Here is a 16,612-nt window from a genome sequence, read left to right as displayed (position 1 = left end):
TTCCAAGCGCCAAGCACCACCCCGGGGGAAACCGAGACTTGCGCACGGCCCCGTGCCGCGCACCCTTTCCCCCATGCCCTTCACTCCCAAGCCGCACGCCGCCCTGCTCATCGTCGGCCACGGCTCCACCGAGAATCCGGACTCCTCCACGCCCTACTTCGACCATGCCGACGAGATCCGTCGGCTCGGTGCCTTCGGCGAGGTCCACTGTTGCTTCTGGAAGGAGGAGCCCTCCATGCGCGAGGCGGAGTATCTCATTGATGCCGAGGAAGTCTATGTCGTCCCTGACTTCATCAGCGAAGGCTACTTCACCCAGGAAGTGATCCCCCGCGAGCTCCGCCTCGACGGCCCCACCACCCGCCGCGCCGGGAAGACCTGGCACTACACCCTCCCCGTGGGCGTCCACCCCTCCATGACCGGGCTGCTGCTCGCCCGCGCGAAGGAAGTGGCCCCCGATGCCGACCCCGCGCAAACCACCCTCTTCATCGTCGGCCACGGCACCGGGCTGAACCAGAACTCCACCAAGGCCATCAAGGACCAGGTGGCCCTCATCAAGTCCTCCGGCGCCGGCTACGCCGAGGTGCTCGACGCCTACATGGAAGAAGCGCCCCTCATCGCCGACTGGGCCACCCTCGCCACCACGCCGAATGTCGTCGTTGTCCCCTTCTTCATCGCGGACGGCCTCCACAGCTACCAGGATATCCCCGTGCTCCTCGGCTTCGAGGCCGAGCCCGGCGAGGCCGCCAGCCAGCGCGAGGTCTTCCGCCACAATCCCCACCACCTTCAGGGCAAGACCCTCTACTACTCCTCCGCCATCGGCACCGAACGCCACCTCGCCGACGTGATCCTCGACCAGGTCTCCGACTTCGACGCGAAACACCTCCTCCCCAAATGACGATGAAGCTTTCCGAACGCCTCACCGAAGCCATTGCCGGCGGCATCTGCCAGATTGGCCAGGTCGCCATCCTCCCGCAGGCCGGTGGCGCCGGCCACGTGCTCCGCCACATTGACGACGGAGACACCGCTGCCGATCTGCTAGAAAACCACCACGGTCCAGCAGCCGCGCGCGACATTTCCACCTGGACGGAGGACGGCCGCTACCGCTTCACGAAGGCCGAGCAATCCCTCAAGCGTGGCTGGCAGCTCCACCTCGCCGATGATGCGGAGCTTCTCCAGGCGCTCGATCTCTTCTACCCCGCCGCCGTCGGTCTGTGGCTCGCGCAGCAGGATGGCCGCCTGGAAGTCGAGCACCTGCGTGACAAGCTCAACCGGCAGACCGGCATGTACCGCTTTGCCCGGAATCTCAGCGACACCGGTGCCCAGGCGCTCGTCCGCGAGGTCTGCGGCCCCGCGAACTGCTGTGTGAAAAAGATCCTCTGGCAGATCGACGCCGATACCCCGCTCGAGGACAGCGAGGCCAGTCGCTACGACGGTATCCCCGGAGACCGCGACCGCACCCGGGCGCTCCCCCTTCTCTGCCGCGAGGCCTGCAATCACTTCGTCGCCGAAGCCCGCAAGGCCTCGAAGGCGGAGTCCGATGCGAAGGCGGAGAAGGTTGAGAGTTGATGGATGAGGGTTGAGAGTTGGGAAAGCCAAAGGCCCGGAGACCGTGGCTGGGGCATCCTGCCCCAAGCCTTGCCGAGGGAGCGCGCCACTACCTGTTAGACCCGGCTCCTTCTTCTCCTGTTAGACGCTGCCCTCCCTCCCCCTGCCTTTAAAATTTCGCGCCTTTTCGCGTTTTTCGCGGTCCATCAAAGAAAGCCCGAAGCCCTCGAAAGTCCCGCCACGCAGGCCTGCCCTGAGGAGGGTCGACGTTCCGTCGACCCGGGTGGACGGAACGTCCACCCTCCTCATCGGCGAGCCTCCGCCACCAGACCCGTGCAAAGGCTTGGGGCAGGATGCCCCAGCCACTTTCAGGCGCCATCTCTCCCCTTTCCGCACACCCTCGCGGCTCAATCCACCGCGCCGCCCGCCATCGTCGGCTCCAGCTCGCGGAGGCGGATCATGATGCTCTTCCTCAGCCGCTCGCGGATGCGGTGCAGCCGCGCCTTCAGCGTGCCGGGACTGCGGCTCAGGTTCTCCGCATAGTCCTTCAGCGGACGATCCGTCGAGTATCGCACAAAGAGCAGCTCGCGGTCCCGTGGCGGCAGCCGCTTCAGGCAATCCCTCAGCGCGATCAATGACGTCTCGTCCCCGTGCGCCGTCCGCGACGTGGCATCCGCCACCCGCTCGCCCGCTTCCTCGTCCGTGAATACCTTCCGGTCCCGCTGGAGCTGGCGGAGCTGGTTCATCATCTCCAGCCGCGCGATGGCAAAGGCCCACGCCCGGAAATTCGACCCCTCCTCGAAGTTCCCCCGCTTCTGCCACAGGATCACATTCGTCCGCTGCAGCAGGTCCTCCGCCTCATGATGGTTCGCCACCTGCGACTTGATGAAAAGCAGCAGCGACCGCTGGTGCTCCACCAGCAGGCTCTCGAACGCGTGATCTCTCATGGCTGGCTCGCTCGCCACCGGGTGCAGGGGAAAAAGAGAAAGGCCCGCCCCGCATCCCTGCGAGGCGGGCCCGTGAATCATCAGTCGGTCAGTCAATCCGCAGCTCACGGTGCGGGCGACGCACCTTCCTCCGCGCGGAAGAAGAGCTTCGGCACCGTGCCCGGGGCCACCGGCACCACGAAGGGCTGCGGCGTGTTGCTGTTGAAGTTGAACGCAGGCACCAGCGGCACGAAGGACTGCAGGTTCGTCGAGCTCCGCAGGTGGAAGGTCTCGCCCGCAGGGATACCCGTCGCCATCAGGCTCATCGTTCCCGCCACGCGGTCGAAGCCGGTCACGCGGAGCTGCACCGCATCGTCGTTCTCGCCGACCAGTTGCGCCCAGGTATTCGCCACGACCACGTCGTCCCACTCGGTGTCACCCGTGCCGGTCGAGGTGAAGCGCACGCCGCTCGTCCAGTTCGTGCCTTCATAGACACGCGTCACGCGCGCCGGATTCGCCGCCTCGGTGGTGCCGAGGTTCGGGTCCACCCACATCGTCAGGCGGTTCCCGGTGAAGTCCAGCTTGCCCACCACCGTGTAGGTCTGTCCGTCCACCACGCCCAGCGTGCCGCCGTCCGTGGTCGATTCATTGCCCACGCGGATGCCCCACTGCGAGGGGCCACCGTTGTTCACGACGCCAAAGCCGAGGCGCTCCGCATTGAAGTCATCCGGGCCGAAGACGCTCAGCACCGCACCCGCGCGGCGCGTCATCGTCGTCTTGAAGTAAACCACCCTGGAGAGGAAGTTCGCATCATCGTTCACGGCACCCATGCGGGCATCGGTCGGTGCTTCGTTGTTCCCCGCACCTTCCGTCGGGCCGTTGAAGTCGCGATACGCATAGGTCTCGCGCGTCACCAGCTTCCCGCCTGCCACCGCCGCCGTGCCGTCCCAGTCGGACGTCGTCGAGGTGTGGCCGACGAAGGGGCCGTTGAAGAGCCAGTTCTCATAGTCGAAGTACGTCCCACCCGTGAGGCCCTCGATGGTGCCGTCCGTGTAGGCGAAGTCCTCCATGCCGATGAGTCCGAGCGGTGCGCCGACCGTGTCATTCGGGTCCGTGGGATCGGAGGTCACGCCGCCGGTGCCTTGGATCTCGCCGCCATCGGTCTGCCCGTCGTCGTCCGTGTCCGCCTTGTGCGGGTCGGTGCCGTGGACCTTCACCTCGTCTCCATCCAGGATGCCGTCGCGGTCCGCGTCCGGGTCCAGCGGCGAGGTTCCGGCGGCAGCTTCCTCGCCATCGGTCAGGCCGTCATTGTCGGAGTCGGCGTCGGTCGGGTTCGTGCCGTCGCGATACTCCTGGAGGTTCGTGCGGCCGTCATTGTCCGCATCCTCGTCGGCATCGTTCACGTCGGGATTGAAGCCCCAGATCAGCTCGTAGGCATCCGGCATGCGGTCGCCGTCGCGGTCGGATGGCAGGGAACTCAGCGTGTCCCACGTGGTGGCCACCACGAGCTGGTCCCAGCCCGTGGTGCCGGAGCCGCCGGAGCCCAGGCGCATCGAGGTCCCCCTCATGTGCGCCGTCGGCATGTTCAGCGTCGCCAGGATCGGCGTCGAGGACTCGGGCGAGTCCAGGTCGGGATTCACCCACAGGTCCACGCGCGAGGCCACGAAGTCATAGCGCGCCACCAGCGTCGCCGGGGTGGCCGTCACCGCCGGCACGCCGGAGAACTTCGTGATCGGCCCGCCCGGTGTCTGCTCGATCGCATACTCGCGCACGCCCCGCGGGCTCAGGCCGCTCGGCACGCCGAGGAAGACCTTCTCCGCGCCGAAGTCATACAGGCTCAGGCCGCTCCACGTGGCACCCGCCTGGCGCGTGATGTTCACCTTGATGTAGAGCACATCGCTGCCATTCACGCCGGTGCCCGCGGCATCCTCGCGCCAATAGCCCGCCGCCTCGCCCACCACTGCCGCGGGCCGCGTGGTCCCGCCGTGGAAGGCACGGCGCACCGCGCTCTCCTGCGTCAGCAGCGTGCCGGCCTGCACCACCGGCGTGCCCGTCACATTCGTCCACGCGCTCGCCAGCGTCGTGTGGCCGAGGAAGGTCTCGCCGAGCGCGCTGTTGTCATAGTCCCAGCCGATGCCCTCGGACGCGCCCGAGATCGGCCCGTCCACGTAGGTGTCGAAGTATTCCAGACCCACGAGCTGCATGTTGCCATTCGTGTCCGGATCATCCGCGCCCTGACCCGCGCGCGGATTTGTGGAAAGCGCGGTCTCCGTGAAGTCCGCCGTGCCGCCGCCGTCCGTGTCCGCATTCAGCGGGTTCGTCAGCAGCATGTCCACCTCGGAGCCGTCCGTCAGATTGTCGCCGTCCGTGTCGTCGAGCAGCGGGTTCGTTCCCAGCGTCTTCTCGCGCTTGTCATCCAGGCCATCGCCATCGGTATCGGATGAAGTCGGGAAGGTCTTGTCCGCGAACTCGACCGCATTCGTGATCGTGTCGCCGTCCGGGTCGCCCAGCGCGCCGTTCGGGCCGTTCTTCGCGCCCGGCGAGGTCTCACCCACCGTGCCGTCGTCATTGTCATCCAGCCCGTGGAATTCCTCCCACGAAGCAGGCAGCCCGTCCTGGTCCACATCCGTGAAGTCCTTCAGGCCCGCGCTCACCGGATCGAGAGCCACCGAGAGATCGTCGAAAGTCGTGACGCCGCCCGAGGCCAGGCGCACCGCCGTGGACCAGTTGTTCCCCGTGAAGGAACCCACCGCATCTGCCGAGTGCGAGCCATTCACCGGATCGTAGTAATCCGTCGCCGAGGGATCCACCCACAGCGCGATGCGGTCGTAGTCGAAGTCCAGCAGCGCGACGAAGGTGTGCGTCTGGTCATCCGCGGCGATGCCCGTGCGATACGTCGTGCTGCCCGCGATCTGGCAGCCCCACTCGACCTGGCCCGTCACGCCCGTGCCGCCCGGCATGCCGAAGAAGGCGCGCTCCGTGCCGAAGTCCATGCTGCTCGCGCCAGCCCATGGCGTCCCCGGATTCCGCTTCATCGTGAAACGGTAGAAGACGCGGCCCGTGCCACGCACCGCGCCGGAGCGCTCGGTATCGTCGCCCTCGCCGCCCGCCGAGCCCTCCGTCGGGCCGTTGTACTCGCGCTTCGCGCCCGTGTTGTTTGTCACGAAGGCACCATTCGTCACCGTCGGCGTGCCGCCCGTGACATCCCAGTCGGACTTCGTGCCCGTGTGGATGTCGGTGATGTTGTTGAAGTCGAAGCCGGTGCCGCCGTTCTTGTCGGCCAGCGGTCCATCGGCATACGTGAAGGTCTCCGTTCCCACCAGTTGAGCCTGGAGGGGAACGATGGCCGCCCCGGTCATCAGGAGCGGGAGGATCGTTTGTTTCATGGGTCTTGGGTTTGGGTCTGGGTATTCGGGGAAAAGGAAATGAAGCACCGCGCGCCGCCGCACTTGGGGTGCGGGATGCGCGCGGTCATGTGGGGGAGCTAGGACCGCCTCAGCAGCCACGGCGGCGGCGCTTCAGCAGCAGCGCGGCACCCGCGAGGCCGAGCAATGGCACGGAGGTCTCTGGCACCGCGACCACGTCGGAGAAGCTGGTTCCCACCAGCAGGTCGTCCCAGCGCACCTGGTTCCCGGAGGCGAGGCGCAGCGCGGTGGACCAGTTGCCACCGGTGTAGGGGCGCGAGACATCGTAGGAGGTCGCCGTGTCGTTCGAGTCAGGATTCACCCACAGCGCCACCACGTCCGCGTCGAAGTCCAGCATGCCGACGAGCGTGTAAGTCTGCCCCGTCACCACCGGGATGGTGCTGATCGTCTGGCCGCTGCCATTCACGTCGATGCCGAAGAAAGCGCCGTTGTTCCCGCCGCCGGGCGCGCCCCAGAAGATCTTCTCCGCGCCGGGGCCGCTGAAGTCATACGAGCTCACGCCGCTCCACTGGCCGGCCGTCACCGCCGTGTAGCTCACGGAAAAGAACATGGTGCCGCTCGCACGGAAGGCACCCTCGCGCTCGTTGCTGTCGCTGCCCGTGCCCTCGGTCGCACCGCCGAATTCACGGCGCACGCCGCCGGAATTCGTCACCAGCGCGGACGAGACGATCGAGTGCGTGCCGAACTCATTGTTCCAGTTCGACGGCGACTGCGGCGGCGCGGCGGGCTCGTCATTCCGCTCGTAGTTCCAGCCCGTGCCTCCGGTCTGGCCGACCACGGAGCCGTCCGCGTAGTCGAATCTCTCGGTGGCGATGAGGGCGGCCTGGCTTGCCAAAGGGAGAAGGCCGGAAATGAGAAACAGGGGGAGAAACGAAGGTTTCACGGTGGGTTTGGGTCGGGGTCTGGGTCTTGGATTTCTGGGTTCGGGCCGTGTCTCCACGCGCCCCGGCGGCGCACAGGGTTGGTGCGCCTCCATCCCTCACTCCGACGTCCGCCCGACAAACCCGCCAAAAAACTTCACCGGATATCAAAAATCCCACATCGCCCCCGCCGCCCCCTTTGCAGACGCCCTTTCCGCTTGCCCCGGCTTTCCCTCCCGCATAACCCGTGAGGGAATGGGAACGACCACCGGATGCCCGGAGATCAGGGCGGACGAGTTCTGCTTTTCTTCCGCGGAGTTGATGCCCGTCGTCTATGACGAGCTCCGGCGCCTCGCTGCCTTCCGCCTCGACCGGGAGAGCGCCAGCAAGACCCTCCAGCCCACCGCGCTCGTCCACGAGGCATGGCTCCGCCTCTCCGAGATCGATGGGAAGATGTGGCAAAGCAAGGAACACTTCTTCAATGCCGCCGCCCAGGCCATGCGCCGCATCCTGGTGGACCGCGTGCGCGCCCAGACCCGCCAGAAGCGCACCCGCCCGCCGGAGAATCTCGACGCCGGAGTCTTCGAGGACGACTCCCACATCCTCCTCATCCACGACTGCCTCACCAAGCTGGAAAAGATCGACCCCTACTCCGCGAAGGTCGTCCTCCTGAAATTTTACGGCGGCCTCAGCAGCGAGGAGATCAGCCAGGTCACCGGCCGCAGCATGCGCTCCGTGGAGCGCCAGTGGATGTTTGCAAAGGCGAAGCTCTACCGCCTCATCCAGGAAGACCACCAGCGCTGACTCACACCCGGCACCCATGAACCCAGCCGACATCGACGAGGAAATCAGCAGCGCCATCATGGAGGTGGCACTCTCGCTGGACGACCCCGCCTCGCGCCGCGTCTTCCTCGACCGCGTCTTCGAAAACCGCGAGGCCGCGAAGGTCGAGATGACCGGCCTGCTGGAGGCTGCCGACGGTGCCGCCACCTTCTTCCTGGAGGCCCGCGAGCAGCGCGCCCGCGTCACCGCCACCATCCTCTCCGAGACCCACCACGGCCGGCCCATCGTCGCACGCCGCTTCATCGATGACGATGCACCGCCGGAAAAGCTCGGCCCCTACCGCCTCATCTCCCGCCTCGGCGAGGGCGGCGGCGGCGTTGTCTACGAGGCGGAGCAGGAGCACCCCATCTGCCGCCGCGTCGCGCTGAAGATCGTCCGCATGGAGGTGGAGAATCCGAATGCCCTCGCCCGCTTCGACATCGAGCGGCAGGCGCTCGCCCTCATGGACCACCCGAATATCGCGAAGGTCCTCGACGCCGGCACCACCCCCACGGGCAAGCCCTACTTCGCCATGGAGCTCGTCACCGGCGAGCCCATCACCACCTACTGCAATCGCCACAAGCTCGACTGCCGCGCGCGACTCGAGCTCTTCGTCCTCGTCTGCAATGCCATCCAGCATGCCCACCAGAAGGGCATCATCCACCGCGACATCAAGCCGTCGAATGTGATCGTCACCCGGCAGGACGGCGCGAATGTCCCGAAGATCATCGACTTCGGCATCGCGAAGTCCTCGGACACCGCACGCCGCGAGGCCATCACCGCGCACGATCAATTCTTCGGCACGCCCGCCTACATGAGCCCCGAGCAGGTCGCCATGACGGGCATCGACGTGGATACCCGCAGCGACATCTTCAGCCTCGGCGTCCTCCTCTACGAGTTGCTCACCGGTGCCACGCCCATCGATCGCACCACCACCTCCGGCCCCACCTTCTCCGAGATCCGCAAGACCCTGCTGACCTGGGAAACCCTCCGCCCCTCCGAGATCCTCGCGAAGCTCCCGCCGGACCGCCTGCGCCCGCTCGCCACCGAGCGCGGCACCGATCCCTCCTCGCTCGCCAGCTACGTCGAGGGAGACCTCGACTGGATCGTCATGATGGCTCTGGAGAAGAACCGCACACGCCGCTACCAGACGGCGAATGCCCTGGCCACGGACATCAAGCGCTTCCTCGGCTACCAGCCCATCGCCGCCCGACCGCCATCCCGCGTCTATGTCCTCGCGAAATTCGTCCGGCGGAATCGCCTCGCCTTCGGTGCCGCTGTCGTCCTTGTGACGATGCTCGTCACCAGCCTCGCCATCACCGCCGCGAAGTACGAGAGCGAACGTAGGAACGCCACCGAGCAGCTCCGCCTGAAGAACGAGGCACAGGCCGCGCGCAACCAGGAGAACCGCCTCCGCAAGCAGGCCGACGCCCGCTCGAATGTCGCCCGCACCGCCTTCCTCCTCGACCAGGGCCGCATCGATGAAGCCGACGCGCTACGCCGCGAGTATCCCCTCTCCTCCATCGAGCCCTCGCTCGAGGCCGCCGCCGTCTTCCGCTCCCTCGGCGACTGGAACTCCGAGAATGGAAGCTGGGATCAGGCGCACCAGTGCTTCCAGCTCCTCCGCCAGGCGAACCGCCTCGACGTCCCGCAAAAGATCCTCCAAGGCGACGACCTCATGGCAATCGCCGCCGCCCTCCTCCGCGCGGACGAGGTGGAGTACCGCGCCTTCCGCGACGAGGTGATGGCCCTCTACGCCCCCGCCGATGGCGACCAGAAGGCCGAGCATCTCCTGAAGGTCTGCCTCATCCACCCTGCACCCCGCAGCATGATCGAGCGGCTACGGCGCGACGTGGCCACCATGGGCGACCCCCTCCGCACCCCCTGCCCGCCCTGGTCCGCCCTCTCGCTCTCCCTCTTCCACCTCCGCGACGGGAATGGCCCCGAGGCCATGCGCGCCTGCGGCACCGGCCTCCGCATCCCCTCGCGGAAAAGCTCCTGCGAGGTCTCCCTTGAAGCCGTGGCCGCCATGGTCCACCACGACCTCGGCCACACCGCCCTCGCCGAGGCCGCACTCCAGCGCGCCCGCGACCTCACCGAAACGTGCGCCGGCAAGGACTTCGAAAACGGCAAGTCCATCCCCCCCTACTGGTTTGACTGGGTCATCGCCGAACTCCTCGTCAAGGAAGCCGGCCAACGCATCGAAGGCCCCGTCGAATCCCCCGAACACCCCAAGTAGCCGGGCATCCAAAACGGGGCATTAAAAAAAGTAGCTGGGGCATCTTGCCCCAGTCCGTTGAAGGGGCGTCCCGCCCCTTCATCATCCCCCAGCCCGCTTGAGCACATCTTCCCAGAAGCGCAGCCATCCCACCGTCTTCCAAGAAAAGACCGAACCGCGGAAAACGCGAAATTCCGCGAGACCTGTTAGAATCAGGACCTCTTCCTAGCCTCTCAAATTTCGCGCCCTTTCGCGTTTCTCGCGGTGCATCAAAAGCCCGCCCCACCAAAACACCTCCCCTCAAAAACCCTCTAACAAATCACTCTAACAAATAACCGAAACAATCCTCAAAGCTTCTTCCACCGGTAGAGCACGAACACCGCCGCCCCGGACAGGATCGCCAGCACGATGATGATCCAGAAGCCGAATGCGCCGCTGCTTTCATCGATGGGGAGCTGCACGTTCATCCCGAAGATGCTGAAGACCGCCGTCGGCAGCATCAGGCCGATGGTCACGATCATCAGCCGCTTCATCAGCACGTTCAGGTTGTTGCTCACCACGCTCACCCGTGCGCCCACCAGGCTCGCCAGCACCTGGCTGTAGGTCGTCGCCATCTCGTGGCACTGCGCGTTCTCGATGGTGATGTCGTCGAGGAATTCCACATCATCGCACGTGAAGCGGAAGCGCGTCGCGAAGGCCTTCAGCTTCTCGATCACCCGCCCGTTGCTGCTGATCGCATTCAGGTAGTACACCAGGCTCTTCTCCAGCGTGAACATGTGCAGCAGGTGCTTGTTCTCCATCGAGAGGTTCACTTTGTGCTCCAGCTCCTCGGCGATCATGTTGAACACCTTCAAGTGTTCCTCGAAGTGCCAGATGCAGCGGAAGACCACCTTCAGCAGCAGTTCCTCCAGGCTATTGATCTGCTGGAAGTGCTTCCCCTCGAAGCGCAGGCTATCCTCCGCCACCACGAAGACCAGCCGCTCGCGGAAGAGGAAGATCCCCACCGAGCTGATCTTGAAGAAGAAGTTGTCGTCCGCGCAGTACTGCTTCGGCCGCTTGAAGATGATCGCCGCATGCCCCGGCTCGAATTCCACGCGCCCCAGCTCGTCCGGATCGCTGGCCGACGCCAGCGTGTGAGGATCGATCCCCAGCTCATCCGTCAGGAATCTCCGCTCCGCCTCATCCGGCGTGATGAAGAGCAGGATACGCGCATCCTCCGCCACCGACTCGCACAACCTGCGATCAACGATTTCCAAGCGCCGGAGCATGCCTCCAAGAAGCCCCGCCCCATGCGAATGTCAACGCACGGCCCCGGAGGACGGGAATTCCCGGACTGCGGCGCATCAGAGCAGGCTCCGCGGGACAATCGACCGGATCTTGCCTTCGGTATCCGCTCCCGATAGAAAATGTCCTATGACCAACAAGAAGCTCCACCAATTGATCGAGCGGCTTTCGCTTCCCGGATTGCTTCTGCGGCATACCAAAAGAACGACCAAATCGTATCTGGGAGGGATGCCTCCTGCGGATTTCACCGGGGAGTGGCCACGCTGGAAAGGTCGCCCCCTTGCATTTCTGGCATGCATTCATCTGGCCAATGTCAGCAAGGAATTGCCGTGGCTGCCGAAGCAGGGAAAACTCCTGTTTTTCTGCGATTTGAAGGACACGCCATGGGGCTTTGACCCCGCCGATCTCGGTGGCTGGCGGGTGATTCACCTGACGGCGGATGGAAGCGAAGGCTTTGCCTCCCCACCAGCAACCCTGCCCAAGAAGCGCCGACTGCCGATGAAGCACCTGCGTTTTGAGAAAGCCAATCTACCTCCACCATCGCGTCATCCTTCGCTGAACCACGTCGAATTCACCTTTTCACAAGAAGAATGGCTGGACGAACATCTCCAGTCGTTGGTTGGGCCGAATCCCGCCCACCAGATGAGCTCCCACGCACAAGCGATCCAGAATGCCGAAATGGAGCTGGAATGCCAGTTGGCTTCGAACGGCATATACGTGGGGGAACCCTCCGGATACGAGGATCCCCGCGCCGAAGGACTTGCCGCGGGAGCATCCGACTGGCGACTGCTGCTGCAGGTGGACTCCGATGAAGAACTCGACCTGATGTGGTGCGATTCGGGAAAAGTCTATTTTTGGATCCGGGAGGAAGATGCCCGTTCAGGCGACTTTTCCCGGACTTGGATGATTCTCCAATGCTTCTGAATCGTCTCCCGGAAGATCATCGCTGACGCCAATGGCGTAGCCGCGTTCCGACTTGGCCTAGCCTTCCACTATCCATCAGTCACTCGGGCAAGGTCGCTTTAAAAGTGGCATCCCAATACCGATTCAGTAGGGACCGCACCGCATATCCAGGTTGCCACTCCGCGGCCAGGTGCGGCCCGTGGCGATTCATCCCCTTTCGGTGTGTTTGGGCCGACCTCATTTCCCACCTCCGCCCAATCCCTTTCCTGAAATCCTTTCCCTCTCTTCCCCGCCGGGCTTGAATCCTCCCGTCCCTCCGCCCTGCCCGCTACCCATGCTCGATCTCCCGCGCTCCAGCACCGACCTCCGGATCGCAGTCCCCTGCCCGTCCTGCCACATGCTGGGCAAGATCGCCGGGAGCAAGTGCGACTACTGCGCCGGCACCGGCTGGAACCTGAAGAACCCCGACCGGCTCGCCCCGTCGGAACTCGAGCGCCTTCGCAAGAAGCTCCCCGCCCCTCCGGAGGCAGATCCGCAGGCCTAGCTCCGGCCCGGGAAGCGGACTGAAGCAGCATCCACCCTCCCCGCTTGCACCGCCCGGGGAGCCGCCTACACTCCCCCGCATGCACGAGGAAATCTCCCTGGCACGCGAAGTCGAAGCCATCCAGATCCCCAGCGGCGATGCGATCACGCTGCCCGCCGGGACCCCGGTTTTCATCACCCAGCGCCTCGGCGGCACCTACACCGTGGCCACTTCCGCCGGTCTCGCCCGGATTTCCTCAAAGGACGCCGACGCCCTCGGCGTGGATACCGAGAAGGAAAAGGAAAAGATGGCCGAGGCCGAGCGCCTGAAGGACGCCCCGGTGGAGGAGCAGGTCTGGGCCCAGCTCAAGGGCGTCTATGACCCGGAAATCCCCGTGGACATCGTGAATCTCGGCCTCGTCTACGACTGCGTCATCGAGGAGGAGGAAGGCAAGAAGGTCGTCACCGTGAAGATGACCCTCACCGCCCCCGGCTGCGGCATGGGCCCGGTCATCGCCGCCGATGCACAGGCGAAGATCATGACCATCGAGGGCATCGACGATGCCAAGGTGGAGCTCGTCTGGGACCCTGCCTGGAATCAGGAAATGATCTCCGAGGAAGGCAAGATGAAGCTCGGGATGATCTGACGGATCGCCTTACCCGTCCGCATCCATGCGCCGGAATGCCGCTTCGTGCGGGCGGCATTCCTCTTGGCACCTGCCGATTGGTGATTGAAGGATCGCCGATTGGTGATTTGTGTTAGGCGTGCCCTCTGAAAATCGCGCCGGAACCCCCGCCGCCACCGCGCTGGTGGTGGCGAGCATGGTCGGCACCGGTGTCTTTACGTCGCTGGGATTCCAGCTCGCGGACCTGACTTCCGGACCGCAGATCCTGCTGCTGTGGCTGCTCGGCGGCCTCATCGCGCTGTGCGGTGCCTTTTGCTACGCGGAGGTCGCCGCGCTCCTGCCGAAGTCCGGGGGCGAGTACCACTTCCTCCGCTCCATCTATCACCCCAGCCTCGGCTTCATGGCCGGGATGCTGTCGGCCTTCGCGGGATTCGCGGCTCCCACGGCGATCACCGCCTTGGCCTTCGGCGAATACCTGCACAAGGCGTGGGGCGGCATGGAGGTCCATCATGCCGCGGCCATCGTCATCCTCGCCGGAGCCGCCGCCCACTCGGTGAGCACACGCACCAGCGCGCGGGTGCAGGTCATCGCCACCGCCCTGAAGCTGCTGCTCATCCTCACCTTCATCATCGCCGCGTGGATGCTGCCCGGCGAGGGTGACATCCGCTGGACGGTGGAGCCGGGGAAGGACTTCGCGACGCTCATCACACCCGCCTTCGCCATCTCGCTGCTCTACGTGACCTACTCCTACACCGGCTGGAATGCCGCGGTCTATGGGCTGGAGGAGTGGCACAATCCCCAGCAGACCGTGAAGCGCGCGCTGCTCTGGGGCACGGTGCTGGTGACCGTCCTCTACGTCGGCCTGAATGCCTCCTTTCTCCACGCCGCCCCGGTCGAGGAGATGAAAGGCCAGGAAGCGGTCGGCCACATCGCGTCCACGTCGCTCTTCGGCCCGCAGGCGGCGCGGATCATCTCGGCGCTCTTTGCCATGGGGCTCTTCGCCTCCGCGAGCGCGCTCCTCTGGGCGGGCCCTCGGGTGCTGGCGGCGATGGGCCGCCACATGCAGTCGCTGTCCTTCTTCACGCCAAAGGGCGAGGTGCCGCGGCTGGCGCTTGGCTTCCAGATCGTGGTGGCGCTCGTGCTGGTGTATCTCTTCTCCGGAAAGCTGCGGCACCTGATGGACATCACGCAGGTCGGCCTGACCGTCTCCACCTCGCTGGTGGTGGTCGGCTGCATGGTCCTGCGGTGGCGTCATCCCGAACTGCCGCGCCCGGTGAAGGTGCCGCTCTATCCGCTGCCCCCGCTCGTCTTCCTCGCGATGTCCGTTTTCATCGTGGTCTTCTCCGCCGTGAAGGAGCCGCTGCTGACACTCGCGGGGGTAGGACTCGCAGTTTCCTTTGCGCTTGTGTGGTTCCCGCTCAAAATGCTCCGAAGATGAAAAGACTGCTGCTCCTCCTGCCGCTTGCCTGCCTCGCCACCTCCTGCACGCCCGAGCCGCCGCGCGGGCAGACCCAGACGCTCGGCCCGGCCCCGCAGGTCTTCACCCAGGCGCAGGGCGAGGCGACGCCGGACGATGTCGCCCGCTTCCTGGCCGGTCGCCCGGTCGAGCGCGGCGCGGTGCTTTCCCAGATGCAGCAGACCGGGAACTACCAGGGCCATGCCGACCTGATGGCGCAGAACTGGCGCGTCTTTGCCTCGAAGCGCACCGGCAAGCAGCGCGACTGGTCCGCGGCGAATATCCGCCCGCTCACGGGTGATCCGCGCACGCTGCTCTACCCCTTTGGCGGGCCGGACCTGCTGCACGCCATCGCCCTCTTCCCGCAGGCGTCGAATTACGTTCTGCTCGGCCTGGAGCCTGCGGGCGGCCTGCCGTATCTGGACAATCAGGACCCCGGCGCGGTGATGGGTTCGCTGAACCGTCTCGGTGTCGCGATGGATTCCCAGCTCAAACACGGCTACTTCATCACGAAGGACATGCGGAACGACCTCGCGGGCGGCCCCATGCCCGGCGTGACGCCCATCCTGCTCGCCAGCCTCGCGCTGATGGACGCGCACGTGCAAAGCGTGGAGCCGCTGAATGCCGGCGGCCGCACCGGCGTGGACATCCGTTTCCGCCTGCCTGGAGGGGGGAATCGCCGCGCGATCTATGTGTCCGGCGACCTTTCGAATGGCGGCTTCAATGCCTCCTACAAGAGCTGGCTCTCCAGCTACAGCGGCAGCGTCGCCTACTTCAAGGCGGCCTCCTATCTCATGCACGACTCGAATTTCTCCGGAGCCCGCGACTGGGTGCTGGGGAATTGCCGCGCCGTGGTGCAGGACGACTCCGGCATCCCGTACCGCTACTATGACTCCAGCAAGTGGGACGTCCGCCTCTTCGGCGACTACGAGGCACCCATCGCGCTCTTCGCCAAGCATGCCCAGTCCGACCTGAAGGCAGCCTATGATGCCGGGGCCAGCACCACGGGGATTCCCTTTGGCTCCGGCTACCACATGCGCGACTACGAGGCGAACCTGATGATCGCGGTGAAGAAGTAGGCCGGGAAGAGCGGTAGGCGGAGGAGGAAGAGCCGGGGCCCGGCGAAGAATGCGCCACAGGCTCGGCGCAGCCGGGAGTGCTGGCTTCAGCCGGCTTGGACGGAAGGCGCGCCCGTCCGGTGAAGCAGGTCAGACCTTCAAAACTCCGTATGCACTCGTGGTAGTCGCACTGGTGACCGTACGGAACAGCCCTTCGCTGCGAATTCACCTCTGGCTGACCCTGCCTCTGGCGGCGGATCTCACCTTGGGCTCCACAGGGCCAACGGCCCGGCCATCCCTCAGCCCCGGGCATCGCCCGGGGTAGCCGGCCCACACAGGTCGGCGGCCTGAAGGGCCGCGATAAGGGGCAGGCTGGTGGATCGGAAAACGCCGCCCGTGCCCCGAACGGAATGCCTTCACGCATGGCCATCGCTTCGTGGCCTTCCGGTGAAAACCGCCGAAACGTATCGCGGCCCTACAGGCCGCCGATCGGACGGTGCCGCATACCCGGGCCGATGGCCCGGGCTGAGGGATGGCCGGGCCGTTGGCCCTGAAATCCCGGAATGATGTCCGGACGACCAAGCGTCGCATCACAGATTCGACCGTAGTCCGACCGGTGACCATGATCCAACCGGTGACCGCAGCCCGACCGTTAGATCGTAAGGAACAGCCCTTCGCTGCGAATTCACCTTTGGTTGGCCCGGCCTCTGGCGGCGGATCTCGTCCATCCCTCCACAGGGCTAACGAGTGACGATACGGAACTACCCTTCGCTGCAGATCTCACCCGTGGCCCGCCCTGCCTCTAACGGCGGATCTCGCCCTGGGCTCCACAGGGCCAACGGCCCGGCCATCCCTCAGCCCCGGGCATCGCCCGGGGTTGGCTGATCGACACGGGTCGGCGGCCTAAAGGGCCGCGATAAGGGGCAGGCTGGTGGATCGGAAAACGCCGCCCGTGCCCCGAACGGAA

13 protein-coding genes are annotated in these 16,612 nt (G+C 65.5%); 9 read left to right on the top strand and 4 right to left on the bottom strand.

The window, feature by feature from the left end:
• Nucleotides 1-73: 73 nt before the first annotated feature.
• On the top strand, nucleotides 74-895 hold the full coding sequence (locus OKA04_RS09320; RefSeq protein WP_264500881.1) for a CbiX/SirB N-terminal domain-containing protein: 822 nt from the start codon (nucleotides 74-76) through the stop codon (nucleotides 893-895).
• Between the two features lie 2 nt (nucleotides 896-897).
• Nucleotides 898-1,566 carry a DR2241 family protein gene (locus OKA04_RS09315; RefSeq protein ID WP_264500880.1) on the top strand — a complete coding sequence of 223 codons (669 nt, stop codon included), beginning with the start codon at nucleotides 898-900 and terminating at the stop codon, nucleotides 1,564-1,566.
• 386 nt (nucleotides 1,567-1,952) lie between these two features.
• Here OKA04_RS09315 and OKA04_RS09310 read toward each other — a convergent pair whose 3' ends face one another.
• The 3 genes from OKA04_RS09310 to OKA04_RS09300 all read right to left on the bottom strand — a co-directional run bounded on the left by OKA04_RS09310 (nucleotide 1,953) and on the right by OKA04_RS09300 (nucleotide 6,779).
• On the bottom strand, nucleotides 1,953-2,492 hold the full coding sequence (locus OKA04_RS09310; RefSeq protein WP_264500879.1) for a sigma-70 family RNA polymerase sigma factor: 540 nt from the start codon (nucleotides 2,490-2,492) through the stop codon (nucleotides 1,953-1,955).
• A 104-nt stretch (nucleotides 2,493-2,596) separates the two neighbouring features.
• Nucleotides 2,597-5,857 carry a thrombospondin type 3 repeat-containing protein gene (locus tag OKA04_RS09305; protein ID WP_264500878.1) on the bottom strand — a complete coding sequence of 1,087 codons (3,261 nt, stop codon included), beginning with the start codon at nucleotides 5,855-5,857 and terminating at the stop codon, nucleotides 2,597-2,599.
• A gap of 109 nt (nucleotides 5,858-5,966) precedes the next feature.
• Complete coding sequence (locus OKA04_RS09300; RefSeq protein WP_264500877.1) at nucleotides 5,967-6,779, bottom strand: hypothetical protein; 813 nt, start codon at nucleotides 6,777-6,779, stop codon at nucleotides 5,967-5,969.
• Nucleotides 6,780-7,011: 232 nt separating this feature from the next.
• On the opposite strand from OKA04_RS09300, the gene OKA04_RS09295 reads away from it, so the two are divergent.
• Together OKA04_RS09295 and OKA04_RS09290 are read left to right on the top strand one after the other, a co-directional pair.
• Nucleotides 7,012-7,560 carry an ECF-type sigma factor gene (locus OKA04_RS09295; protein WP_264500876.1) on the top strand — a complete coding sequence of 183 codons (549 nt, stop codon included), beginning with the start codon at nucleotides 7,012-7,014 and terminating at the stop codon, nucleotides 7,558-7,560.
• Between the two features lie 16 nt (nucleotides 7,561-7,576).
• Nucleotides 7,577-9,817, top strand: coding sequence for a serine/threonine protein kinase (locus OKA04_RS09290; RefSeq protein WP_264500875.1), 2,241 nt, complete (start codon nucleotides 7,577-7,579; stop codon nucleotides 9,815-9,817).
• A gap of 326 nt (nucleotides 9,818-10,143) precedes the next feature.
• Here the strand turns inward: OKA04_RS09290 and OKA04_RS09285 are convergent, their stop codons facing one another.
• On the bottom strand, nucleotides 10,144-11,064 hold the full coding sequence (locus OKA04_RS09285) for a magnesium transporter CorA family protein (RefSeq protein ID WP_264500874.1): 921 nt from the start codon (nucleotides 11,062-11,064) through the stop codon (nucleotides 10,144-10,146).
• A 145-nt stretch (nucleotides 11,065-11,209) separates the two neighbouring features.
• Between OKA04_RS09285 and OKA04_RS09280 the strand changes: the two genes are divergently transcribed.
• The 5 genes from OKA04_RS09280 to OKA04_RS09260 all read left to right on the top strand — a co-directional run bounded on the left by OKA04_RS09280 (nucleotide 11,210) and on the right by OKA04_RS09260 (nucleotide 15,666).
• Nucleotides 11,210-12,004 (top strand): YwqG family protein, encoded by a 795-nt coding sequence (locus OKA04_RS09280; protein ID WP_264500873.1) that lies wholly within the window; start codon nucleotides 11,210-11,212, stop codon nucleotides 12,002-12,004.
• Nucleotides 12,005-12,317: 313 nt separating this feature from the next.
• Nucleotides 12,318-12,527, top strand: coding sequence for a hypothetical protein (locus OKA04_RS09275; RefSeq protein WP_264500872.1), 210 nt, complete (start codon nucleotides 12,318-12,320; stop codon nucleotides 12,525-12,527).
• Between the two features lie 79 nt (nucleotides 12,528-12,606).
• On the top strand, nucleotides 12,607-13,152 hold the full coding sequence (sufT, locus tag OKA04_RS09270) for a putative Fe-S cluster assembly protein SufT (protein ID WP_264500871.1): 546 nt from the start codon (nucleotides 12,607-12,609) through the stop codon (nucleotides 13,150-13,152).
• Nucleotides 13,153-13,270: 118 nt separating this feature from the next.
• Nucleotides 13,271-14,569 (top strand): APC family permease, encoded by a 1,299-nt coding sequence (locus OKA04_RS09265; RefSeq protein WP_264500870.1) that lies wholly within the window; start codon nucleotides 13,271-13,273, stop codon nucleotides 14,567-14,569.
• A complete protein-coding gene (locus tag OKA04_RS09260) occupies nucleotides 14,566-15,666 on the top strand; it encodes a hypothetical protein (protein WP_264500869.1) in 1,101 nt (366 codons plus the stop codon). The genes OKA04_RS09265 and OKA04_RS09260 overlap by 4 nt, the downstream gene beginning before the upstream one ends.
• The last annotated feature ends 946 nt before the right edge of the window (nucleotides 15,667-16,612 follow it).

The organism is Luteolibacter flavescens (assembly GCF_025950085.1).
GTDB classification, from domain to species: Bacteria; Verrucomicrobiota; Verrucomicrobiia; order Verrucomicrobiales; family Akkermansiaceae; genus Haloferula; species Haloferula flavescens.
This window is presented reverse-complemented; position numbering and strand designations above follow the sequence as displayed.